Genomic DNA, 24100 nt, shown 5'->3' with positions numbered 1-24100 from the left:
TTTCCGGCAAGCCCTGTGGGACCTGACTCTATACGTCTATGGCCGTCGCGGCGCAGCGACGGAGCAAGTGTCGCCATGTTTCCCCCGGGGGTGCCGCACCGACACGTTGGCCTACTACTCTCAGCCCCCATGGGTACTGCGAGCTCACCGGGGGACGCCGCGCCCCGGCCGGCCGCCGGGCACGGGACAGGTCGCCGCGGCCAGGCGGCGCGCGCCGTGCGCGCCCTTCTCCAGGAGCATCCCGCCTGGGTGCTGCTGCGGTCCAGGAACGCCGCGGCCGCCGTCGTGCTGCTCGACCGCAACCTCGGCGCGTCCCGCCGCCGGCTGCCCGTGGAGCAGCTCGCCGACCGGATCGACGACGACGTGCCCGAGCTGCGCCGCGCCGGGTTCGAGCTGCCCTACTCCGGTTACTTCTACGTCTCCGAGTGGATCGACGAGGGCGTGCTGGTACGCCGGCGCGCCCCGCAGACCGGGGGCGAGCCCGGCGCGGAGACGGTCGAGCTGTCCGACGGCGCCCTGCTCGCCATCCGTTTCGTCTCCCGCCTGAGGCGGCCCCACCCCGCGGTGACGCCGTCGCGCCTCGGCGCGGTGCTCGACGGCCTGCACCGCCTGGCGGACGAGGCCGACCCCGACCCGGAGGCCCGGCTCGCCGCCCTGCTGGAGCAGCGCGCCGCCCTCGACGCCCAGATCGAGCGCGCCCGGCGTGGTGACTCCGAGGCCCTGCCGGCGGACGTCGCCGCCGAGCGGGCCCGCGAGATCCTGGCGCTGGCCGGCGACATCCCTGCCGACCTGGCCCGCGTGCGCACGGAGCTGGAGCGCACCGACCGCGAGCTGCGCCGCCGGCTCCTGGAGTCCGACGGGTCCCGCGACACCTTCCTCGACGACATCTACCGGGGTGTGGACCACCTCGCCGAGTCCGAGGCGGGCCGTGGCCTGGTCGGGTTCCGCGAGCTGCTGCGGCAGTCGGAGCACACCGCGCAGGACGACCTCGGGCGCGTGCTCGACTCCGTCCACCTGGCACCCGGCGAGGCCTCCGCGCTGCGCCGCCTGCTGCCCACCCTGCAGGACGCCGCCGACGAGCTCACCGACACCATGGGTGTGCTGCGCCGCGCGCTGCAGCGGACGGTGCGCTCGGGCGAGCTCCCGGCCGAGCGCGCGCTGCGGCGCCTCATCGGCGAGGCGCAGGACGCCGCGCTCACCGCGGCCCCCGACGTCGTACCCGGCGCGGAGCTGCGTCTGACCCTGCCGCTGGGCGCCGTGGCCCCCCGGTCCGTGGGCGGCCTCGCACCGCACAACCCCGGTGGGGAGGACGCCGAGGCGCCGCCCGCCGCCCCGGCCCTGCCGCCGCGGCCGGTCTCGCTCACGGCGCTGCGCGCCATGGCCCGCGACTCGGAGATCGACGTGGACGAGCTGCGCGGGCACGTCAACGACGTGGTCGACCGGGCCGGCCGGGCCACGGTCGGCTCGGTGCTCGGCGCACACCCCGCCACGCAGGGCGCCGCGAGCGTCGTCGGCCTGCTGACGCTCGCCGAGCAGCACGGCACCCCCACCGGCGACCGCGAGGACGTCAGCTGGCGGTCCTCGCGCGGCGTCGCGCGCCGGGCCGCACTTCCCCAGCACCAGTTCGAGGAGCATGTCCCGTGACAGAACCCGGCGTACCTGGATCCGGCCCGGCGCGGCCCGACCCGGCAGACCTCCGCACCGCGCGCCCCGGGCGGCCGGCGGGCGCGCCGTCGGGCGGCGGCGGCTCGACGCCGTCGGGCGGCGGCGCAGCCGGAACCGGCGGCGAGGTCGGCAGCCACCTCTGGCCCGGCGACCACGGCACGCTCCCCGCGCCCGCGCGCCTCGCGCTGGCGCGCCTCGTGCGCGGCCCCTACCTGGCGGCCGAGCCCGAGCCCGACACCTGGCGCGCGCTGCTGGCCCACGAGGACGTGGTCCGCGAACGCCTCGCCGACCAGTACCTCGACCTGGTGGTCGACGCCGACGCGCAGGTCGCGTTCGTGCGGGACGTGCCGGCGGCCGACGCGCCGCAGGTGGTGCGCGAGGTGGCGCTGACGTTCCTGGACACGGCGCTGCTGCTGCACCTGCGCGCGCTGCTGCTGGACTCCTCCGACGGCCGCGTGGCGATCAGCCGCGACGAGGCGGCCGACCATCTCGCCGCCTACCGCCGGCGCGGCGGAGGTTCGCCGATGGACTTCAGCCGGCAGCTCGACGCGACGTGGGCCCGGCTGATCGAGTCGGGCATGCTGGAGCCGCTCAGCGGCGACCGGTGCACGGTCTCCCCGGTGCTCCGGACCGTGTTCGGGGCGGACCAGGTCGCGGCGCTGAGCGCCGAGTACGTCCGGCTGGCGAAGGAGAGCGCATGAAGACCCCGCACCCGACCCCCACCGGGCAGTGGCGCCTGTCGCGCGTCGAGCTGGTCAACTGGGGCACCTTCTCGGGCCACCACGTGGTGCCCGTGCCGCGCGAAGGGTTCCTGCTCACGGGCCACTCGGGCTCGGGCAAGTCGTCGCTGGTCGACGCCGTCGCCGCGGTGCTGACCCCGCCCGAGCACCTGCGGTTCAACGTGGCCGCCGCCGGCACGGCCGCCACCGAGCGTGAGGCGGGCGACCGCGACGTCGTCTCGTACGTGCGCGGCGCCTGGCGGCACCGGACCGACGAGAGCACGGGCGAGGTGGTGGCCGACCACCTGCGCCAGGGCGCCACCTGGTCCGGCGTGCTGCTGCGGTACTCGAACGGCACCGACTCCGACGACGGCACCGTGACCCTCGTGCGCCTGTTCCACCTGACGCGGGGCTCGTCGACGCCGTCGATGCTGCACGTCGTGGTGCCGGGCGAGGCGGGGCTGCTGGACTTCGAGCGGTTCGTGCGCTCCGGGCCCGACGTCGCGGGCGTGACCGGGGCCTGGCCCACCGCGACGGTCAGCGAGCGGCACGCGCCGTTCGCGGCGGCCTTCACGCAGGCGCTGGGCATCGGCTCGGAGCAGGCGCTGGTGCTGCTGCACCGCACCCAGTCGGCGAAGAACCTGGGCAGTCTGGACGACCTGTTCCGCGGGCACATGCTGGACGAGCCCGGCACGTTCGAGCTGGCGGCCCAGGCCGTGCACCAGTTCGCGGACGTGGCGCGCGCCTACGCCGACATCGAGACGTCACGCCGGCAGATCGAGCACCTGGGCCGGCTCTCGGCGCTGACCAAGACGTACGACGAGGGTTCGGCGGCGGGGGTGCGCGCGGCGACGCTGCGCGGCTCGCTCGAGACGTTCAAGGACGCGTGGAAGCTCGACCTCGCCCACGGCGCACTCGCGGGCGCGCGGGCGGCGGAGGAGCGGGCGCAGCACCACCGCAAGGCCGCCGACACCGAGGTCGACGTCGCCGCGAACACCCACCAGCAGGCCGTCAACGTGCTGGGCGCGCGCGGCGGGCAGGCCCTGGCCACGCAGGCCGACCGCCTGCAGCGGGCGGGCGAGATCGCCGCCCTGGTCCGCACGCGGCGCGGCGAGCTGAAGACCGACCTCGAGTCCGTGGGCATGAACATGCCCGAGACCTTCGCGGAGTTCGCAGCGCTCAAGGAAAAGGCCCGGTGGGAGCTCGGTGGCGCCAGGCCGCCGGCGACGGGCGCGGTGCCGACCCTGACGGGCGCGGTGCCGGCCGTGGCCGCCCCGTCGACCGGGCAGGTGGCCGCCGTCGCGACCGGCGCCGTCCCGGCGGTCACCACGGAGGCGCTGCCGACGGTGGCCGCGGCAACGGGTGCCGTGTCGACGGGTGCCGTGGCCACGGTCGGCCGCTCCCGCGCGCCCGAGGCGCTGGACGGCAGCATCCGGGAGGCCCTGGCGGCGCGGTCCGCCGTCGGGCAGCAGCACGAGGCCGTCGCCACGCGGATCCAGGCCGTGCGGCAGACCCAGACGAACGTGCCGGCCGCGCTCGCCACGGCCCGCCGGGCGGTGGCCGAGGCCGCCGGGCTCGACGTCTCGATGCTCCCGTTCGCGGCCGAGCTGCTGCGCGTGCGCGAGGAGGACGCCGCCTGGCGCCCCGTGATCGAGGAGATCCTGCGCCCGCTGGCCACGCTCGTGCTGGTCTCCCCCGCGCACCGCGCCGCCGTCGCGCGGGCCGTGGAGGCCGGGCCCGGGCTGCGGTACCGCGTGGTCGGGGTGCGCAACGACGCGCCACGGTCCACCGACGACTCGTCGCTGGTGCACAAGGTCGAGGTCAAGGACGGCCCGGCGTCGGGCTGGCTGCACCGCCGCCTGTCCGAGCAGTACGACTACCTGTGCGTCGAGGAGCCCGCCGGGCTCGACCTGCACGAGCGCGCCGTGACCCGCGAGGGCCTGGTCAAGCACGGGCCCGAGGAGATCGAGCAGCCGCTGCTGCCCGGCGTCGAGGACTGGGCGCTCGGCTGGGACGCCGACGACCGGCTCGACCAGCTCCTGGAGCTCGCGCGCGCGACGCAGGCCCGCCTGGCCCAGGCCGACGAGGCCGTGGCCGACGCCGTCGCCGAGCAGCGCGAAGCCGTGCGCCGCCAGCTCACGCTGCGGCACGTGGCGCGCCGGGAGTGGCGCGAGGTGGACATCGAGACCGCGGAGGCCGACCTGACCGACGCCCAGGCGTCGTTCGACCGGCTGCTGGACGGCACGATGGACCTGCTGCAGGCGTCGCAGGACGTCGCGGCGGCCGAGACCCGGCTCGACCAGGCGCGCGCCGCCGCCGCCGAGGCCGCGGACGCGCTCGCCGAGGCCCGCGCGCACCGCCGGTCCCTGGAGCACGTGGTCGCCGAGCTCGGCGACGCCCCGACCAACGCGATCCCCCTCGCGCACCGCCAGGAGCTGGAGAAGCGCTACGCCGCCGTCCGCAAGACGGTGACGCACGAGGTGATCGACGACGTCTCGCTGACCGTGTCGCGCACGCTGGACGCGGAGCGCGAGGCCGGGCTGCGCACGTCCGGCGCGGCCGAGCGGGAGATCGTCGGGCTGCTGGCTGAGTTCCGGCGCCGCTGGCCCGCGATCACGCGCGACCTCACGGCGCAGGTAGGGGACCGGGCGCGGTACCTGGAGGTGCTGGAGCGCATCCGGACGTCGCGGCTGCCCGAGCAGGAGGCCCGGTTCTCGGACCTCCTGACCGACCAGGCCCGCCGCGCGCTGCGCAAGCTCGCCGCCGAGATCCGGCAGGCGCCCGCGACCATCCGCGAGCGGATCGTCGGGGTGAACACGTCGCTGCGCCGGTCCCCGTTCGACACCGACCGGTTCCTGGAGATCCGGGTGAAGGAGCGCCGTCCGGCGGCTGTCGAGGAGTTCCTGACCACGCTCGACACCCTGACCGGCGACACCGAACCCGAGTACGAGGTGCTGGAGCGGCTGGTGCGCCGGCTCGGGTCCAGCGACCCCGCCGACCGAGCCTGGCGCTCCCTGTGCCTGGACACGCGCCGGCACGTGCACTTCACGGGCGTCGAGGTCACGGCGGGCGGCATCGCGCTGGCCGTGCACGACTCCTCCGCGGGCCTCTCCGGCGGTCAGCGGCAGAAGCTCGTGGTGTTCTGCCTGGCCGCGGCCCTGCGGTACCAGCTTGCCGGCGCCTCCGACTCGGCGACGCCCGCCTACGGCACCATCCTGCTGGACGAGGCCTTCGACAAGGCCGACACGGCGTTCACCCGCACCGCGATGGACACGTTCACGGCGTTCGGGTTCCACATGATCCTGGCGACGCCGCTCAAGCTGCTGCAGACCCTCGAGGACTACGTGGGCGGCATCGGCCTGGCGACCTGCCGGGAGATGCGGGAGTCGCGCGTGGACGTGGTGCTCCTGGAGAACCCGCTGCCCGACGTCGACCCGGTCGCCTCCGCGACCCGAGGCGGGTCCGGCGGCGGGTCGGGCTCCGCGGGTGGCGGTGCCGACTCCGCTGCACCTGTCCAGACCGGTCCGGCGCCCGGCCCGACGCCGACCCCTGGCCCTGCGGTTCCGGGGCCTGCAGTTCCGGGGCCTGCGGCTGCTCCGGGGAGGAACCCCGGCGACGTGGCGGGCACGGCCGGAACGGCGGGCGACGCTGCGGGCACGCCGGGCGCAGGCGGCACGGCGGGCGACGCTGCCGCCACGCCGGCGCGCGGGGTTCCCGCCGTACCGCCGCCCCCGCCCGGACCAGCCCCGAGGGGTCTCCAGCCGCTGGCCTCGGCCGTGCCCCCGCCGCCGTCCGCCCCGGCCGAGGGGCAGGCGCCGTCCGAGAGGCAGGCTCCGGCCCCGGGACCAGCTCCGACCCCGGGACGCGCGCAGACCGACGGGCAGGCTCCGACCCCGACCCCGACGCCGTCCGACGCGAGCGACGACGAGCCGGCGCCGGACTGGTCCGCGACGGTGACCGCCGAGGAGTCCGACGGCGCGTCGCCCGTCGTCCGGATGACGTCGCGTCGTCCGTCGCTGTAGCGAGGCCGGACCACGCCCCTGACTCCGCACACCGCGTCGGCCGAGTCAGGGGCGTGGTCCGACCAGCCGGCTGACCCGGCACACCGCGGGGTGCGAGTCAGCGGGCTGGTCGGCCGTCAGCCGGCCTGTGCCTCCGCGCGGCCGTCCGCCAGCCCGCGAGCGTAGGCCTCCGCCGAACCCTCGCGGAACAGGTCGTCCGCGCTGGCCCGCACGAGCGCGCGGGCACCGGGGCCGTCCCCGGTGGTGACGTGGCGGCCCATGCCGCGCACGACGGCGACGGCCCGGCCCGCGGACTTGCCGCGCACCAGTTCGGACGCCGCGGCGATCTCGTCGACGACGGCGGTGACGGTCACGTTGAGCGGCCGCCCGTGCGTGTCCGTGCTGCCGCGGAGGTCGTCGGTCGGGCTGATGCCCGCGCAGCCGATCGCGATGTCGACCAGGGCGTCGCGCCAGGGCCGGCCGGCGGTGTCGGTGACGACCACGCCGATCCGCTCCAGGCCCAGCCGCTGGGTGAGCACCGACCGGACGGTGCGGGCCGAGGCGTCGGGGTCCACGGGGAGCAGCAGCACCGTGCCCTCCGGCGTGTTGCTGGCGTCCACGCCCGCCGCGGCCATCACCAGGCCGAGCTTGTTCTCCACGATCCGCAGGGGCGGCAGCCCCGGCCGCGCCCGCTGGGCGACCACGCGGACGGTCTCGTCCGTGATCGCCTGCTCGCGGTCGTCGGCGGCCACGACGCGGCCCTCCGCCTTGGACACGATCTTCGAGGTCACGACGACGACGTCGCCGTCGCGCGGCCGGTCCTGCTCCTCCAGGCCCGCCAGGAGGTCGGCGATCAGCTCGCCGAGGTCGTCGCCGGGGGTGATCTCGGGCAGCCCGTCGGGGGCCCAGACGCTGAGTCGTTCCACGGGTCCATCCTCACATCGACCAGCGGGCGGCCATCTCGGCGCGATACCCTGCCAGGCGTTCGTCACAATTGTCTGTTTGATACCGCGATCGATGGGGGAAACGTCCGGTGTTGCACGACCCGCCCGCACGAAGGACGGCGCCCGTACCGGAACCGGCAGCCCTGCGCCCCGGCGAACCACGCGCTATCGGACCGTTCCGGATCCGCAACAGGCTCGGCAGCGGCGGCATGGGAGACGTCTACCTCGGGACCACCCGCCGGGGTCAGCAGGTCGCCATCAAGCTGATCCGCGGGGCCCAGCTCGACGACGACGAGTTCCGCACCCGGTTCCGGCGGGAGGCACGCGCCGCGGCCAAGGTGCGCAGCCGGTTCATCGCGAACCTGGTGGACGCCGACGCCGACGCGGACCTGCCCTGGCTCGCGACCGAGTACGTGGCCGGGCCGACCCTCTCGCAGGAGCTCGCGGCCAACGGGCCGCTGCCCGAGGCCGACGTGCTGAACCTGGTCGCGGGCGTCGCCGAGGCGCTGTACGAGATCCATCGCGCCGGGCTGGTGCACCGCGACGTCAAGCCCGCCAACGTGATCCTCGGACCGGACGGGCCGCGCCTGATCGACCTGGGCGTGGTCGCGGCGATCGACGCGACGCGGCTGACCCTGACCGGGCAGCCCGTGGGCACGCCGATGTACATGGCGCCGGAGCAGGCGACCGGCAGCCGAGCGACGTCGGCCGCCGACGTCTGGGCGCTCGGCGCCCTCGCCTACTACGCGGCCACGGGCCACCACCTCTTCGAGGGCGACCACCCCGCCGTCGTCCTGTACCGGGTGTCGGCGGAGGACCCCTCCTACGCCGACAGCCCCGCGTACCTGCGCCCGTTCCTCGACGCCCTCCTGGTCAGGGACCCGGAGCTCCGGCCCTCCCTCGACGCGATCCTGCGGTCGCTCGGCGTGCCGCAGCCCGGTGGTGCCGCGCCGACGCTCGTCACCCCGGCGAGCAGCGCTTCGGCGTCCGTGCGTGGGCCGGCCGCGGGTACCGGGCCCGGGGCGGCCGCGGCGGGTCGCTCCACCCGGCGGACGCGCGGGCGGCTCCTCCTCGCGGTGAGCTCCGTGACGGCGGGGGCGCTGGTGCTGGCCGGCGCCGGCTTCGGCCTCTGGAACTCGCTCACGGGGGACGACGCGGCGCGCGACGACCTGGGCCAGTCCGAGACGACCGGTCCGCAGGACCCCGCGGAGCAGTCGCCGGGCGGGAGCGCGAGCCCCGGCTCGGGCACGGGCACCCCGACCACGGAGCCGGCAGCGGACGGCGACGGCAGCGCCCGCGACCCGTGGGCACCAGGCACCCCGCGACTCCTCGCGGAGGGCTCGTGCTGGACCGTCAGCGTCGACCGGGTCCAGGACCGGCAGGCCACGCTCACGTTCTCGTGCAACGGGGTGGGCACCGCCGAGTACCAGTACCCGACGCCGAGCACCTGGCTGCGGGTCTACGCCGTGGGGGCCGACGGCACCGTCCGCCGTGCCACCGCCGCGGACGCCGGGGCGCAGGACACGTTCTGGGCGTACGGCAACCTCGCGGACACGGCCGACGTGACCGCCACCGTCAGCCTGCCCGACGTCGGGCCGATCGCGTCGGTGGCCGTGCAGAACAAGGACAGCGAGGGCTGGTACTGGGCCGCACCGTGACGGCGTCGCGGGGGCCTGGGAACAAGGTGCGCGGGCGGCCCGTCAGCGCACCAGCTTGGGCAGCACCTCGCGTCCGAACGTCTCGATCCACTCGCGCTGGTTGCGGCCCGCGTTGTGGAGGTAGATGCGGTCGAACCCGAGGTCGACGTACCGCTGGATCGACGCGCGGTGCTCGTCGGGGTCGGCGGAGACCAGCAGGCGCCCCTCGAAGTCCTCGGGCCGAACCATCCGGGCGAGCTGGGCGAAGTCGTGCGGCGAGCGGATGTCGGACCGCGGGAACCGCATGCCGCCGACCGGCCACTCGGTCAGGGCGTTGGCGACCGCCTCGTCGTGGGTGGGCGCCCAGGAGAGATGGAGCTGGAGCGCCTTGGGCATCCGCGCCGGGTCGCGGCCCGACTCACGGGCGCCGTCCGCGAACCGGGTCAGCAGGGACGCCATCCGGTCCAGGGGCGCGGCCTGCGTGATCAGCCCGTCCGCCGTCCGCCCGGCGCGGCGCGCCGTGACGGGGCCCGCCGTGGCGACCAGGATCTCGGGGGCGACGTCCGGCATGGTCCACAGCCGGGTCGACTCCAGCTTGAAGTAGGTGCCCGCGTGCTTGACGTCGCGACCCGCGAGGGACCCGGCGAACAGCTTCCGGATGATCTCGACGGCCTCGAACATGCGGTTGATCCGCTCGGCCGCCTCGGGCCAGTAGCCGCCCACGACGTGCTCGTTGAGCGCCTCCCCCGAGCCGACGCCGAGCCAGTGCCGACCGGGGTTCATGGCCGCGAGGGTCGCCGACGCCTGCGCCACCACCGCCGGGTGCCACCGGAAGGTCGGCGCGGTCACCGGCCCGAGGTCGCCCGTGGTGTGCTCCGCGGCGGCCGCCAGCACGTTCCAGACGAAGCCTGCCTGGCCCTGTTGCGGGGTCCACGGCTGGAAGTGGTCGGCGGCCATGACGCCGGAGAAGCCGTGCACCTCGGCGAGCGCCGCGAGCTCCACCGCCTCGCGGGGCGCGAACTGTTCGAGCATCGCGGCATAGCCGATGGTCACCACGCGGGACAGCCTACGGCCCCTGCTCGGCGGGTTCAGATACGGCCGTGCGTCCGGAGCGTGCCGAGTGCGCCGAGAGTGGCGAGGCCGCGCGCGTCCACGGTCTGGCCCGGCGACCAGTGCAGGTAGTCGAAGTCCCAGCCGCCGTCGTCGAGCTGCTCGCGCTCCAGCCGGTCCAGCTCGGCCGCGATCAGCGGCTCGGGGAAGAGCGCCCGGCTGGGCGTTCCGGGCCGCGGCGACAGCAGCAGGGGCCGGAGCTGCTCGTCGTCCTCCCCGCCCGAGACGGAGATCGTCCCGTCGTCGCGCAGGGCGGGCCGCAGGCGCTCGACGGCGGCCGCGACGCGGCCCGGCTCGGGCACCGCGTCGAGGAAGCGGAGCGCGAACATCACCGTGTACCCGTCGACGGGGTGCTCGCCGTCGAGCTGCTTCCAGCACCAGGCGGTCGCGGCGTCGAGCCACGGGTGGTCCAGGCCCAGTTCCCACAGGTACCCGGCGATCGCGTACGTGAGGAAGCCGCCGTCGTTCGGCACCATCCACGGCGCCGCCGGGTAGCCGGCGGCGGTGGGCAGCACGTGCGGCGCGCGGCCGTCGGACAGCGCCACGCCGGCGAGCCAGTCGGCGGTCTCGCGAGCCAGCGTCGCGACCTCGGGGTCGGCAGCCGTGCCCAGCTCCGCGAGGATCTCCAGCGCGGACAGCGCGCCCGAGACCTGGCTGTCCGGTCCGCGCAGGTCGGGCTCCAGGGCGTGGCCCCAGCCGTGGTCGGCGTTGCGGTAGGGGCGGAGGGCGGCCAGGACCCGGGCGGGCGGGGCGCCGTCGAGCAGTACCGCGACGCGGTGCCGCTCCAGCAGCCGGGCGTCGTCGTAGACGAACCGCCGGGCGGCTTCGAGGTCGATGCTCGTCGATGTGCTCATGGCATCGACGCTAGGCGGCGGTCAGGGTCGCGTCTTCCAGAAATCGGACGGGTGTGAGGCCGGTGAGCCGCCGCACCTCGTCCGACATGTGCGCCTGGCTCGCGTATCCGGCCGCCGTGGCCCGCTCCGCGAGGGACGTCGGCGCGGCGGCCGTGAGGGCGATCAGCCGCCGGAGCCGGGCCACGCGCCCGAGCATCTTGGGCCCGTAGCCGACGGCGTCCACCGTGCGCCGGTGCAGGTGCCGCTCGCTGACCCCGAGTTCCCGCGCGACGCCGGCGATGCGCGAACCCGGCACCCCGAGCCGCCGCGCGGCGGCCGCGACGAGCCCGTCCCGTTCCGCCGTGCGCCGCAGCACGGTGCGCGCGAGCAGGTCCAGGCGGCCGGCCGGGTCCGCGGCGTCGAGCGCGTCGGCGAGTGCCGGTCCGACGTCGGGCCACACCTCCGCGAGCGGGACGCGCTGGTCGCGGACCTCGGACGCCGGGATGCCCAGGACGGCGCCGGCCGCGCCGGGCCGGAGCCGGATGCCGCTGGTGCGCGACGTCGGGGCCGCGCCCGAGCCGGAGACGACCGGACCGGTGTCGGCTCCGACGATCACGAGCTCGCCGCCGATCCGCACGAGGTCCACGCAGCCGTCCGGGATGATCCGCTGCTCGTGGCCCGGCGGGGCGTCGTGCTCCCACAGGCAGGCGACGACCGGCAGCAGGCCGGCCGGCGGTGCAAGCTCACGGTAGGGGGTCACGGCGTCCACGCTACGCGCCGCCTCCGACACTCCCCCGTGTCAGACGTACAGGTCACTCGGGTGACCTGGAGGTCTGACAGGTCGGGGCTCGATCGAGTGTCAGTGAGCGGTGGCAGAGTCGGGTCATGCCCCTCGTACCGGCTCGACCGAGCCGCAGGCTCCGCCTGCCCCGCGACCAGCGCCACGACCCGTGGCGCCGTCGCGCGCTGCGGGTCGCCGTCGTGGCGGTCCCGGCCGCGCTGCTGGCGGCGGGCGCGTCGTCGTACGCCGCGGTGGTCACGGGGCACATGGCCGCCGACCCGGCCCGCGACACGCTGATCCTGCTCGCGGTCGTGAGCACCGCGGTCATCGTGTTCGACGCCGTGACGTGGCTGGTGGTGCAGAGGGGCGTCGCCCGCGCGGAGGCCACCCTGCGGTCCGAGCTGGCGGCGGCCGCGCTGGGCCAGCCGCTGCCGGAGCTGGAGGAGCAGGCCGTGGGCGAGCTCCTGGACCGGGTCAACGGCGATCCCCAACGACTCACCCGCGCGATCAGCGGGATCGGCATCACGCTCGGCCAGGCCGCGATCAGCCTCGTGGTGGGCTGGGTGGCCGCCGGTCTCGTGTGGTGGCCCGCCTGGGTGGCCTTCCCGGTGGTCGCCGCGGCGGTGCTGGTGTTCGCGCGCCGGTCGGCGCGCCCGCTGCGCGACCTGAGCCGGCGCAGCTCCGAGGCCGGCTCGGAGCACATGGCGCAGTTCGAGGAGGCCGTGGCGGCCCGGGACGACCTGCGCACCGCCCAGGGGCAGCGGTACGTGCTGCGCCGGTACGCCGAGCTGGCCGCGCGCCAGATCCGGCTGCGGGAGGACTGGTCGGTCGCGTTCTCGCGCGTGCGGCTGCGCACCGAGCTGCCGCTGGACGCACTGGTGGGCGCGGTGCTCGTGGGTGGCGTGTGGGCCGTCAGCGGCGGCGCCCTGGACGTCGCCCGGCTGGTCACGCTGTGGCTGCTGGTGACGGGATTCGTGGGCCGGGTCGACGTGCTGGGCCGGCTGCTGCCCCGGGTCGAGGAGGCGATCGGCACGTTCCACCGGGTGCGCGAACTGCTCGGCGCGCCCCAGGAGCCCGTCGGCGGCTCGCCGTTCCCCGGCCGGTCCGGAACCGGCGGGCACACGTCCGGGTCCGGCAGCCCGGGCGGGGTCGAGGTGGAGCTGCGCGACCTGAGCTTCGCCTACGGCGAGGGCTTCGCCCTGGGGCCCCTCTCCCTGACCGTGCCGGCGGGCACCACCTGCGCGCTCGTGGGGCGCACGGGGTCCGGCAAGACCACGGTGACCAAGATGCTGTCGCGCGCGGTCGAACCGCCCGCCGGGAGCGTGTTCCTGGGCGGCCGGGACGTCACGAGCCTGGACGTGCACGGGCTGCGCACGCGCGTCGGTGTCGTCGGGCAGCGCACCGAGATCCTGGCGGCGACGCTCGCCGACAACATCACGCTCTGGGCACCGGTCCCGGCCGCCCGGGTGGAGCAGGCCGTGGACGCGCTGGGCCTGCGGGCGTGGGTCGCGTCGCTGCCCGAGGGGCTCGACACGCGGCTGGGACCCGACGGCGTGACCCTGTCCGCGGGCGAGGAGCAGCTCGTCGCCTTCGCGCGGCTCCTGGTGCGCGACGTCGACGTCGTGGTGCTCGACGAGGCCACCGCGCGCATGGATCCCGCCACGGCGGAGCGGGTCACCCTGGCCGCGCGCACGCTGCTGGCCGGGCGGACGGCGATCGTCGTCGCCCACCGGCTGCCCACCGCGCGGCACGCCGACACCGTGGCCGTGCTCGACGGCGGCCGTCTCGTGGAGCACGGGCCCTGGGACCGGCTGGCGGCGTCGGACGGGCACTTCGCCCGGCTGGTCGCGGCGGCGGGGCTCACCGACGGCGAGCCGGTACCCGCGCCGGACACCACCGCGCCGACGGACCTGGCCGGGTCTCCTCCCCCCGCGCCTCCTTCCCCGGGGTCTCCGCCCGCCGAGCCGCGCCCCGCCCCACGGCGGCCGTCGATGGTGCGGGCGGTCTGGAGCACGCTGCGCGCCCGGCCGCACGGCATGCTGGTCCCGGCGATCGTGTTCGAGGCGGCCGACTACCTCACCTCGACCGGGCTGGTGGTCGGCTGGCTGTGGGCGTCGGCCGTCGTGGGCCTGGAGCACGGTTCGGCGCCCTGGCTGCTGGTGGGCGCGATCCTCGCGGCGATCGTGACCAACACCCTGCTGCCGCTGACGGTCCGGCTGACGAGCACGCGGTGGTGGGTCGACTCCCGGCTGCGGCTGCACCTCTCCCTGCTGCGTGGGCAGACTGCGCAGCGCCGCACCGTCCGCGACGCCCCGGGCGAGATCGCGGCCCGTGCGCAGGAGGACTACCGGCTCACGGGCCACACCCAGGCCTGGAGCGAGGTGCTGACGGCGCCGGTCACCTTCGCCGTCCTGGTCGCGCTGAGCGGCAGCTGGCTGGCCGGCGCGATCGGGCTGACCATGGCGGGCGTGATGTTCGCGGCGCAGGTGCTGGGCAGCCGGTCGGTCGCCGCGGCGGCACGGCGGGCCGGCGACGCCGCGGCCGAGCTGGGCCGGCTGCTCGGCTCGGCCCTCGACTCCGTACGCACCGTCAAGCTCGCCTCGGCCACCGGGGGCGTGCTTGCACAGGTCGCCCGGGTCGACCGGCGCCGCGTGCACGCGTCCCTGGTGGAGGAGCGGACCAACTTCCTGGTCGGCCTGGCCCCGTCCGTGCTGAGCCGCGTCGCGACGGTGCTCGCCTGGACGCTGCACCTGACGGGGACGTGGTCGCTGGGCACGACGCTCCTGGTCAGCACGTCGATCGGCACGTTCAGCTGGATCGGGTACAGCCTGGGCGCCCTCGTGACCAGCGCCGCGTCCGCCCGCCGCTGGGTCGAGGTCAGCTCCCGGTACGCGGGCACCGAACGCCTCGCCGACGTGCCCGACGACGTCGACCTGTTCGCGGGCACCGCGGTCCCGGCCGGTCCGCGCGCCGGAGCCCTCGCCGCACCGAGCCGCCTGCGCGAACTCCACCTCGACGGCGTCAGCGCGACGCACGACGACGGCACCGTCGGCGTCTCCGGCGTGGACCTCACGGTGCGGCGCGGCGAGCTGGTGCTCGTGGTCGGCCAGGTCGGCTCCGGCAAGTCGTCCCTGCTCGGCGCGCTGTCGGGGCTCGTCGACCTCGGCGGGCGGCTGTCCTGGAACGGTGCCGCCGTCACCGACCCGCAGACGTTCCTGCGCCCGCCACGTGTCGCACACGTCGCCCAGGTGCCGCACGTCGTCTCCGGGACCGTCGCGGACAACGTGCGGCTCGACCACGACCGCCCGGTCGACGGTCCCGTGCGGTCCGCGGGACTCGACCGGGACGTCGCCGATGCGGGCGGCACCGGCACGGTCGTGGGGCACCGCGGCCTGCGGCTCTCGGGCGGCCAGGTCCAGCGACTCGGCCTGGCGCGCGCCCTGGCCACGGGCTCCGACCTGCTGCTCGTGGACGACGTCTCCTCCGCCCTGGACGCCGTCACCGAGGCCGAGGTGTGGACCGGCCTGCGGGCCGCGGGCACCACGGTGCTCGGCACCACGTCGCGCGCCGCGACCCTCGCCGTCGCCGACCGGGTGGTGGTGCTCGACGGCGGACGTATGGCAGCCGTCGGTCGCTGGCGCGACCTGGCGCCGCGCTGGTCCCACCTGGCCGGCTGACCGGTCAGACGGTCACGCACGTGCCAGACGCACAGTTCCCTCGGGTGACCTGTACGTCTGACACGTGGGAGGTCAGACGCGCACGGCCCGGCGGTCCGCCTGCGCGTCCGGGTCCGCCACGGGCGCGGCGGTCACGAGCGCCCGGGTGTACGGGTCGGCGGGCGCACCCAGCACCTGCGCCGTCAGGCCCGTCTCGACGATGCGCCCGTCCCGCATCACGGCGACCCGGTCGGCCACCCGCTCGACGACCGCGAGGTCGTGGGAGACGAACAGGCACGCGAAGCCGAGCTCGGCCTGGAGGTCCCCGAACAGGTCCAGCACGTGCGCCTGGACGGAGACGTCGAGCGCGGACGTCGGCTCGTCCGCCACGAGCACCTGCGGCCCGAGCGCCACAGCCCGGGCGATCGCGACCCGCTGGCGCTGCCCGCCGGACAGCTCGTGCGGGTACCGCAGCCCGTACCCGGGACCGAGCCGGACCAGCTCCAGCAGCTCGCGCACGCGGGCGTCCCGCGCGTCCCGGCCCAGGCCGGAGTGCAGCCGCAGCGGCTCGTCGACCGACTGCGCCACGGTCCAGCGCGGATTCAGCGTCGAGGCCGGGTCCTGGAACACCACGCCCGTGGCCCGACGGCGCTCGGCCCGCTCCCGGCGCGACGCGCGCGCCAGGTCGACGCCGTCCACGACCGCCCGGCCCGACGTCGGCCGCAGCAGCCCCGCGACCACCTGGCCGAGGGTCGACTTGCCCGAGCCCGACTCGCCCACCAGGCCCAGCACCTCGCCCCGGCCGATCGAGAGCGTAACACCATCGGCCGCGACCACGGGATGCCGGCCGCCGTAGGTGACGGTGACGTCGTCGAGCAGCACGGCGGCACCGCCACCGCTGGTCGAGCCGGTCGAGCCGGTCGAGACCTGGTTCCCCACGGACGAGGTCTCGACAAGCTCGACCCGCGAGGTGCGCTCGACCTCGCCCAGCCGCGGCACCGCCGCGAGCAGCGTGCGCGTGTACTCCTCGCGCGGCGCCGCGAAGAGCTCGCGCACCGGCGCCGCCTCGACGATCCGCCCGTCGCGCATCACCACCACGTCGTCCGCGAGGTCGGCCACCACGCCCATGTCGTGGGTGATGAGCAGCACGGCCGTGCCGCGCTCGTCCCGCAGCCCGCGCAGCAGGTCGAGGATCCCGGCCTGGACGGTCACGTCCAGCGCCGTCGTCGGCTCGTCCGCGATGATCGCCACCGGGTCCTGCGACAGCCCCATCGCGACGAGCGCGCGCTGGAGCTGACCGCCGGAGAGCTGGTGCGGGTACGCGGCGGCCACCCGCTCCGGGTCGCGGAGCCCGGCCTCCGCCAGCAGCTCCAGCACGCGCTCGTGCGCCGCCCGCCGGTTGGGCCGGTCCGGACCGCGGCGGTGCGCCCGCAGCGCCTCGGCGACCTGGTCGCCGATCGTCAGCACGGGGTTCCAGGCGCTCATCGGCTCCTGCGAGACGAGCGAGAGCACGGCGCCGCGCACCTCGCGGAAGGTCTCCGGCGCCGCGCCGACGAGCTCGGTCGCCGCCCCTCCACCGGCAAGGGCACCCCCACCGGACCCGGCGCCGCCACCGGCCGCACCACCCAGCCGGATCGACCCGCCGACGGCGGCGGCGTCGGGCAGCAGGCCCAGCACCGCCATCGCGGACACCGTCTTGCCCGAGCCGGACTCGCCCACCAGGGCGGTCACCCGCCCGGGGCGCAGCGCCCAGGACACGCCGTCGACGGCGGGCCGCTCGGCGTCGTCGAACACGACGGACAGCCCCTCCACCGTCAGGAGGGGCTGCCCGTCGGTCACCGGGACGCTGCTCACGGAGCCAGCGAGACCTGGAGGTAGTTCGGGTAGGCCGGGAAGTCCGGGATCCGGAAGTTCTCGACCTTCGAACCGTGCAGGAACGAGTTCTTCGTGTAGATCAGCGGCACCACCGGGGCGTCGCCCAGGATGAGCTGGTCGGCCTCGACCCACAGCGCGGCCGCGGCGTCGGCGTCCGTCTCCTCGGTCGCGCGCTCGATCAGGTCGTCCGCCTCGGGGTTGCTGTACCGGGCCAGGTTGTACCCGCCGTCGCCCACCTGCGAGGAGTCGAACAGCGGCTGGATGTTGCCGTTCGCGCTCGGGAAGTCCGGCTGCCACGACGAGAGCGTGAGGTCGTACTTCGAGCCGTCGCCCTGCGTGACCGTCTCGGTCCACACGTCTTCGGCCTGCGGCACGATCTTGACCTTGAGGCCGGCGCGCTCCAGGCCCTGCTGGATCGCCTGGGCCTTGGCGAGCGTCGGGGCGTCGTCGGTCACGACGAGCCGCAGCTCGCGGCCCGACCAGCCGGCGTCGTCCAGCAGCTGCTCGGCCTGCTCGACGTCGCCCTCCGGGGCCACGTCGTTCACGCCGTTCGAGTACTCCTCGCGCCCCGGGATGCCGGGCGTCACCAGCGTGGTCGCGAAGTCGCCCGCGATCTCGCCGCCGGACGCGACGCGGTACGCGTTCTTGTCCACGGCCAGGCTGATCGCCTTGCGGACGTCGAGGTCGTCCAGGCCGTCGGCGTCGGTGTTGATCGCGAGGTACGCGAGCGCCCCGGGGCCGGAGGTGACCAGGCGGTCCTTGGCCGGGCCCTGCTGGACCTGCGCGAGCTGTGCGGGCGGCACGAACGTGGCGCCGAACGCGGAGGCGTCGGTGCCGGAGTCGGCGATGAGCCGCTGGGCGACGACCGTCTCGTCCTGGCTCAGCTCGAAGACCACCGAGTCCGGGCCGGCGGTGCGGGCGTCGTCCGTGGCCGGGTCCCACTCGGGGTTGCGCTCCAGGGTCACCGAGGTGCCCTCGACCGTGTCGGCCACCCGGTAGGGGCCGGTGGCGACGGGCTGGGTCGTGTAGGTCTGGATGTCGTCCTTCGCCTCGGGGACGGCGCCGAACGCCGGCATCGAGACGATCCACGGCCAGTCGCCGTACGCGCTGTCCAGGTGGAACACGATCGTCTTGTCGTCCGGCGTCTCGATCGAATCGAGCTCGTCGCCCTGGAACGGGCCGCCGTACTCGTCGGCCCCCTCCAGCAGGTTCTTGTGGTAGCTCAGGCCGCCCGACAGCTCCGGGGCGAACGAGCGCTCCACGGAGTACTTGACGTCCGCCGAGGTGATCGGCGTGCCGTCCTCGAACTTCAGGCCGTCCTTCAGCGTGTAGGTCCAGCTCGCCCCGTCGTCCGACGGCGTGCCGGTGTCGGTCGCGAGGTCCGGGACCACCTCGGTGGTGCCGTCCGTGTTGGTCTGCCACGCGGTGAGCCGGCGCTCGACCAAGCCGAGCGTGGTGATCGCGAGGTTCTGGCTGGTGGCCGGGTCCCAGTTGATCGACGGAGCCGCGGTCAGGATGTGCAGCTCGCCGCCCTGCTGGACGGCGGTCGCCTCGTCGCTCGAGGCCGCGCCCGGCTGCGAGTTGGCGTTGCAGGCCGTCAGCGCGAGCGTGGCGGCGACGGCGATGCCGGCGACCGCCACCCTGCGGGCGGGCCTGCGGGTGGGACGTGGTGCGAGGTTCATCTGGTCTTCTCGTCTCTACGAGGTGCTGCGGAGTTCTGGGGTGCTACGGCGGTGCGGGCGGTCCCGCGGGGTACGGGGTCGGACGTCACCGACGACATCGCCGGGTCATCGGGTTCTCCCTCCGCGCCGCACCCGCGGGTCGAGCACGCCGTAGACGACGTCGACCGCCAGGTTCGCGACCACCACGAGGGCCGCGGTGAAGACCGTGACGCCCACGAGCAGCGGCACGTCGGTGGCGCCGACCGCCTCCATGAGCAGGGCGCCGAGCCCGGGCATCGAGAACACCCGCTCGGTGATGACGGCGCCGCCGAGCAGCGCGCCGAGGTCGAGCGCGAAGAGCGTGACCACGGGGATCGCCGCGTTGCGCAGCGCGTGCCGGGTGACGACCCGGCGCTCCGTGATGCCCTTGGCGCGCGCCGTGCGGACGTACGGCGAGCCGAGCTCCTCCAGCATCTGCGAGCGCGTCAGCCGCGTGTAGACGGCCGCCGACAGCAGGGCCAGCACGGACCACGGCAGCACCAGGTGCCACGCCCAGTCCACCGGGCTCTGGGCGAACGGCACGTAGCCGGACACCGGGACCATGTCGAGCGTGAAGCCGAACAGCAGGATCCCGAGCAGGCCCACCAGGTAGCTGGGCGCGGAGACCCCCGTGATCGCCCCGATCATGAGCCCGCGGTCCAGGGCCGTGCCGCGACGCACCGCGGCCACGGCGCCGGCGCCCACGCCGACCACCAGCCAGAGCACCGCCGCACCGATCGCGAGCGACGCCGTCACGCCGAAGCGGCCCACGATCAGCTCGGTGACCGGCGCGTTCCGGACGAAGGAGTAGCCGAGGCACGGCTGCGGGCAGTCGATGGTCGCGCCCGCCGAGCCGAAGGTGCGGCCGGTGAACACGCCGCGCACGAATTCCCACCACTGCTCGACGACGGACTTGTCGAGGCCCATGAACGCCCGCGCCGTCTCCAGCCGCTCGGGCGTGCAGGGCCGGCCGCAGGCGAGCTGCGCCGGGTCCGCGGGCAGCAGCACGAACAGCGCGTAGGTGAGGAACGAGACCGTGAGCAGCACGAACACGAGCGTCGCGAACCGGGTCCCCAGGAACCGGACGAGGTTCATCGCGCACCCCCGCGGCGGCGCCGCCGCCTCGGGCCGCCGCCCCGCGGGTCGAGCGCGTCCCGCAGGCCGTCGCCGAAAGCGTTGAACGCGAGGGTGACGCCGAACAGCGCGAGCCCCGGGAACAGCAGGTAGACGGGGTCCACGGAGAACCACGTGACGGCGTCGCCGATCGACCGGCCCCAGGACGGCGTGGGCGGCGGCACGCCCACGCCCAGGAACGACAGCGCTGCCTCCGAGCCGATGGCGCCCGGGATCGAGATGGTCGCGAACACCACGACGGTCGAGGCCAGGTTGGGCAGCACCTGCCGGAACAGCACGTGCGCGTGCGAGGCGCCCAGCGCCCGGGAGGCGCGCACGAACCCGGCGGCGCGCAGCGCCATGACCTGGCCGCGCACCACGCGGGCGATCGACGACCAGCCGAACAGCCCGATGACGAGCACCAGGAGCAGCAGGCGGGGGAACCAGTCGGGCGCGACGGCGCCGACGGCGATCATGAACACCAGCGCGGGCAGCCCGATGAGGACGTCGATCAGCCGGGCCACCACCCAGTCGACCCAGCCGCCGAAGTAGCCGGCGACCAGGCCCAGCACCGTCCCGACCAGCATGGCCACGACCGTCGCACCGAGACCGACCAGGAGCGACGTGCGCGAGCCCATGACGACGACGGCAAACAGGTCACGGCCGGTCAGCGGCTCGACGCCGAACCAGTGCTCCGCGCTGACGCCGCCCAGCGGCCCGGCGGGCGCACCGGTCGGCCCGAGCGCGTCGAGGTCGTAGGTGTAGGGGTCCACGCCGAGGGCCCGGGTGATCAGGGGCGCGGCCAGCGCCACGAGCGCGTACACCACGACGACGACGGCGCCCACCAGGGCGAACCGGTCCTGGGCCAGGCGGCGCCACAGGGACGCGCGGCGGACGACGGCGGCAGTGCTGCCGGCCGGTGTGGTCGGCGCGACCAGCTCGTCGGAGCGGTCGAGCGACATGAGACTCCTAGGTACGACGGGACATGACGGGGCGGTGCGGCGAGCACCGACAACACGACATGCGCACGATTCGTCTCCTGGGGAGCGTCGGACGGCCGGGATGACCACCCTGACCGGTGTGCCCGGTTCAGGGCCCGGCAGAACGATAGTGCATGCCTCTGGCACCTATCGACCATCTCGAAGAATCTGTGGCGGACGTCTCGCCGGCGCACCCCGTGCGCACGGCCGTCGCAGCCTGTGGAAAACGTGCGCCTCGGGTTGCTCGAATCTGGGACACTGGTGCGCATGAGCATTCCCGCCTCCACCGGGCCGACGGACCCGGCTGCGACCACACCCGCACCTGACACGACACCGACCCCTGCCGCCGCCGCGGTACCGGGCGCCGAGGTCGTACGCGCGGTGGTCAAGGAGGTACCGGACAAGGTCAGTGCGGACGGCCTCGAGGCCAAGTTCGACGAGCGCTGGACCGCCGAGCAGACCTTCGCCTTCGACCGCACCAAGACCCGTGCCGAGGTCTTCTCGATCGACACCCCGCCGCCCACGGTGTCGGGCTCCCTGCACGTGGGGCACGTGTTCAGCTACACGCACACGGACATCGTGGCGCGCTACAAGCGCATGCGCGGCCTCGAGGTCTTCTACCCCATGGGGTGGGACGACAACGGCCTGCCCACCGAGCGCCGCGTGCAGAACTACTACGGCGTGCGCGTGGACCTCTCCCTGCCCTACGACCCCGACTTCACGCCGCCGTTCGAGGGCACCGACAAGAACGTCAAGGCCGCCGACCAGGTCCCGGTCAGCCGACGCAACTTCATCGAGCTCTGCGAGCGCCTGACGGCCGAGGACGAGAAGGAGTTCGAGGTGCTCTGGCGGCGCCTCGGCGTCTCCGTGGACTGGGCGCAGACCTACCAGACCATCAGCGACTCCTCGCGGGCCACGGCGCAGCGGGCGTTCGTGCGCAACTTCCAGCGTGGCGAGGCCTACCAGGCCGAGGCCCCGGGCCTGTGGGACGTCACGTTCCAGACCGCCGTGGCCCAGGCCGAGCTGGAGGCCCGCGACTACCCCGGGCACTTCCACAAGGTCGCCTTCCACAAGCCCGACGGCGAGCCGGTCTACATCGAGACCACGCGCCCCGAGCTGATCCCGGCCGCGGTCGCGCTCATCGCGCACCCGGACGACGAGCGCTACCAGCACCTGTTCGGCACCACCGTGACGTCCCCGCTGTTCGGGGTCGAGATCCCGGTCCTGGCGCACCACCTGGCGGAGCCCGACAAGGGCGCCGGCATCGCGATGTGCTGCACCTTCGGTGACCTCACCGACGTGCAGTGGTGGCGCGAGCTGCAGCTTCCGACGCGCTCGATCATCAACCGCGACGGCCGCATCACGCGCGAGCTGCCGGAGTGGCTCACGAGCGGCCCGGGCGCGGAGCTGTTCGAGGCCGAGGTCGCGGGCAAGACGACCTTCAGCGCCCGCAAGGCCATCGTCGAGGCGCTCACCGCGTCGGGCGACATGCCGACCGAGCCCGTCGCCACCCAGCGCAAGGCCAACTTCTTCGAGAAGGGTGACAAGCCCCTCGAGATCGTGACCTCGCGCCAGTGGTACATCCGCAACGGCGGCCGCGACCAGGAGCTGCGCGAGGAGCTGCTGGCCCGCGGCAAGGAGCTCGACTTCCACCCGGACTTCATGCGGGTGCGCTACCAGAACTGGGTCAACGGCCTGAACGGCGACTGGCTGGTCAGCCGCCAGCGCTTCTTCGGCGTCGCGATCCCGCTCTGGTACCCGGTCGACGCGTCGGGCGAGGTGGACTACGCCCACCCGATCGTCCCGGCCGAGGAGGCCCTGCCCGTCGACCCGACGTCGCAGGCGCCCGCCGGCTACACCGAGGAGCAGCGCGGCCAGGCCGACGGCTTCGTGGGTGACGCGGACGTCATGGACACCTGGGCCACCTCGTCCCTGACCCCGCAGATCGTCGGCGGCTGGGAGCGGGACCAGGACCTCTTCGAGCGCGTGTACCCGATGGACCTGCGCCCCCAGGGCCAGGACATCATCCGCACGTGGCTGTTCTCCACCGTGGTGCGCTCGCACCTGGAGAACAAGGTGCTGCCCTGGAAGAACGCGACGATCAGCGGCTGGATCCTCGACCCGGACCGCAAGAAGATGTCGAAGTCCAAGGGCAACGTCGTGACGCCGATGGACCTGCTCGTGGAGCACGGCTCGGACGCGGTCCGGTACTGGGCGGCCTCGGCCCGCCTGGGCACCGACGCGGCCTTCGAGGTGGGTCAGATGAAGATCGGTCGCCGCCTGGCGATCAAGGTCCTCAACGCCTCGAAGTTCGCGCTGTCGTTCGGCGGCGGCGCGGGCAGCGAGATCGCCCTCGACCCGGCGGCGGTCACGGTCTCCCTGGACCGGTCGATGCTCGCGGGCCTGGCCGGCGTGGTCGAGCAGGCCACGGCCGCGCTGGAGGCCTACGACCACACCCGCGCGCTCGAGCTGACGGAGACGTTCTTCTGGACGTTCTGCGACGACTACCTCGAGCTCGTCAAGGACCGTGCGTACGGCGCGGGCGCCGACGCCGCGGACATCACGCCGGAGACCGCCTCGGCCCGCACCGCCCTGGCCGTCGCGCTCGACACCATGCTCCGCCTGCTGGCGCCCTACCTCCCGTTCGCCACGGAGGAGGTCTGGTCCTGGTGGCGCGAGGGTTCGGTGCACCGCGCGCCGTGGCCCGTGGCCGAGCCGCTGCGCGCGGCCGGCGGTGCCGCCGACCCGGCCGACCTCGCGGCCGCCGGGCACGCGCTCGCCGCGCTGCGCAAGGTGAAGTCCGAGGCCAAGGCCTCGATGCGCACGCCCATCGTGGCGGCGTCGCTGGCCGTTCCGGCCGCCTCGCTGACGGCGGTCGAGACCGCGGTCGAGGACGTCAAGGCCGCGGGCCGCGTCACCGGCCCGCTCGACCTGGTCGCCGCCACGGAGGGCCAGGGCGACCCGGCGGTCCAGGGCGGGATCGTCGTCACCTCCAGCGAGCTGGGCGAGGCCCCGCCGCGCAACAAGGCCTGAGCTCAGGCAGACGGAGCGGGGGCGGGACGCTGATGATCAGCGTTCCGCCCCCG

The 24100-nt window shown here is 75.0% G+C and carries 14 protein-coding genes; 6 read left to right on the top strand and 8 right to left on the bottom strand.

The genetic code is table 11. The features are described 5' to 3' along the window. Nucleotides 1–129: 129 nt before the first annotated feature. From ACZ7LE_RS08815 to ACZ7LE_RS08805, 3 genes are read left to right on the top strand one after another with little or no spacing between them, the layout of a single operon-like run. Nucleotides 130–1644, top strand: a complete 1515-nt coding sequence (locus ACZ7LE_RS08815; RefSeq protein ID WP_470402906.1) for a DUF3375 domain-containing protein — start codon at nt 130–132, stop codon at nt 1642–1644. Further along, the gene (locus ACZ7LE_RS08810; RefSeq protein WP_470402905.1) at nt 1641–2366 is read left to right on the top strand and encodes a DUF4194 domain-containing protein; all 726 of its coding nucleotides are present in this window, start codon (nt 1641–1643) and stop codon (nt 2364–2366) included. The genes ACZ7LE_RS08815 and ACZ7LE_RS08810 overlap by 4 nt, the downstream gene beginning before the upstream one ends. Then, on the top strand, nt 2363–6406 hold the full coding sequence (locus ACZ7LE_RS08805) for an ATP-binding protein (RefSeq protein WP_470402904.1): 4044 nt from the start codon (nt 2363–2365) through the stop codon (nt 6404–6406). The genes ACZ7LE_RS08810 and ACZ7LE_RS08805 overlap by 4 nt, the downstream gene beginning before the upstream one ends. A 116-nt stretch (nt 6407–6522) precedes the next feature. On the opposite strand, the gene cofE is transcribed toward ACZ7LE_RS08805, so the two are convergent. Continuing rightward, nucleotides 6523–7311 carry a coenzyme F420-0:L-glutamate ligase gene (gene cofE / locus ACZ7LE_RS08800; RefSeq protein WP_470402903.1) on the bottom strand — a complete coding sequence of 263 codons (789 nt, stop codon included), beginning with the start codon at nt 7309–7311 and terminating at the stop codon, nt 6523–6525. A gap of 107 nt (nt 7312–7418) precedes the next feature. Between cofE and ACZ7LE_RS08795 the strand changes: the two genes are divergently transcribed. Next, nucleotides 7419–8987: a protein kinase domain-containing protein gene (locus ACZ7LE_RS08795; protein WP_470402902.1), complete on the top strand. Its 1569-nt coding sequence runs from the start codon at nt 7419–7421 to the stop codon at nt 8985–8987. 42 nt (nt 8988–9029) lie between these two features. On the opposite strand, the gene ACZ7LE_RS08790 is transcribed toward ACZ7LE_RS08795, so the two are convergent. Genes ACZ7LE_RS08790 through ACZ7LE_RS08780 form a run of 3 tightly spaced genes read right to left on the bottom strand, consistent with a single transcriptional unit; the run spans nt 9030 to nt 11669 of the window. After that, entirely contained in the window at nt 9030–10022 is a 993-nt protein-coding gene (locus tag ACZ7LE_RS08790) for a TIGR03557 family F420-dependent LLM class oxidoreductase (protein WP_470402901.1), read from the bottom strand. 32 nt (nt 10023–10054) lie between these two features. Then, nucleotides 10055–10930: a hypothetical protein gene (locus ACZ7LE_RS08785; protein ID WP_470402900.1), complete on the bottom strand. Its 876-nt coding sequence runs from the start codon at nt 10928–10930 to the stop codon at nt 10055–10057. A gap of 10 nt (nt 10931–10940) precedes the next feature. Further along, a complete protein-coding gene (locus ACZ7LE_RS08780; RefSeq protein ID WP_470402899.1) occupies nt 10941–11669 on the bottom strand; it encodes an AraC family transcriptional regulator in 729 nt (242 codons plus the stop codon). Nucleotides 11670–11794: 125 nt separating this feature from the next. Here ACZ7LE_RS08780 and ACZ7LE_RS08775 point away from each other — a divergent pair, with 125 nt between their 5' ends. After that, the gene (locus ACZ7LE_RS08775) at nt 11795–15367 is read left to right on the top strand and encodes an ATP-binding cassette domain-containing protein (protein WP_470402898.1); all 3573 of its coding nucleotides are present in this window, start codon (nt 11795–11797) and stop codon (nt 15365–15367) included. 72 nt (nt 15368–15439) lie between these two features. Here the strand turns inward: ACZ7LE_RS08775 and ACZ7LE_RS08770 are convergent, their stop codons facing one another. From ACZ7LE_RS08770 to ACZ7LE_RS08755, 4 genes are all read right to left on the bottom strand, one after another. Beyond that, entirely contained in the window at nt 15440–17200 is a 1761-nt protein-coding gene (locus tag ACZ7LE_RS08770; RefSeq protein ID WP_470402897.1) for a dipeptide ABC transporter ATP-binding protein, read from the bottom strand. Then, nucleotides 17197–18903: an ABC transporter substrate-binding protein gene (locus ACZ7LE_RS08765; RefSeq protein WP_470402896.1), complete on the bottom strand. Its 1707-nt coding sequence runs from the start codon at nt 18901–18903 to the stop codon at nt 17197–17199. Before ACZ7LE_RS08765 ends, ACZ7LE_RS08770 begins: the two co-directional genes overlap by 4 nt. Before the next feature lie 105 nt (nt 18904–19008). After that, the gene (locus tag ACZ7LE_RS08760; RefSeq protein ID WP_470402895.1) at nt 19009–20016 is read right to left on the bottom strand and encodes an ABC transporter permease; all 1008 of its coding nucleotides are present in this window, start codon (nt 20014–20016) and stop codon (nt 19009–19011) included. Next, the gene (locus tag ACZ7LE_RS08755; protein ID WP_470402894.1) at nt 20013–20996 is read right to left on the bottom strand and encodes an ABC transporter permease; all 984 of its coding nucleotides are present in this window, start codon (nt 20994–20996) and stop codon (nt 20013–20015) included. The genes ACZ7LE_RS08760 and ACZ7LE_RS08755 overlap by 4 nt, the downstream gene beginning before the upstream one ends. 285 nt (nt 20997–21281) lie before the next feature. Between ACZ7LE_RS08755 and valS the strand changes: the two genes are divergently transcribed. Then, complete coding sequence (gene valS, locus ACZ7LE_RS08750) at nt 21282–24047, top strand: valine--tRNA ligase (RefSeq protein ID WP_470402893.1); 2766 nt, start codon at nt 21282–21284, stop codon at nt 24045–24047. Nucleotides 24048–24100 lie beyond the last annotated feature (53 nt).

This window comes from Promicromonospora sp. NPDC110617 (assembly GCF_055598465.1).
The sequence above is the reverse complement of the archived record's forward strand: the minus strand, read 5'-3'. Positions and strand labels throughout refer to the sequence as shown.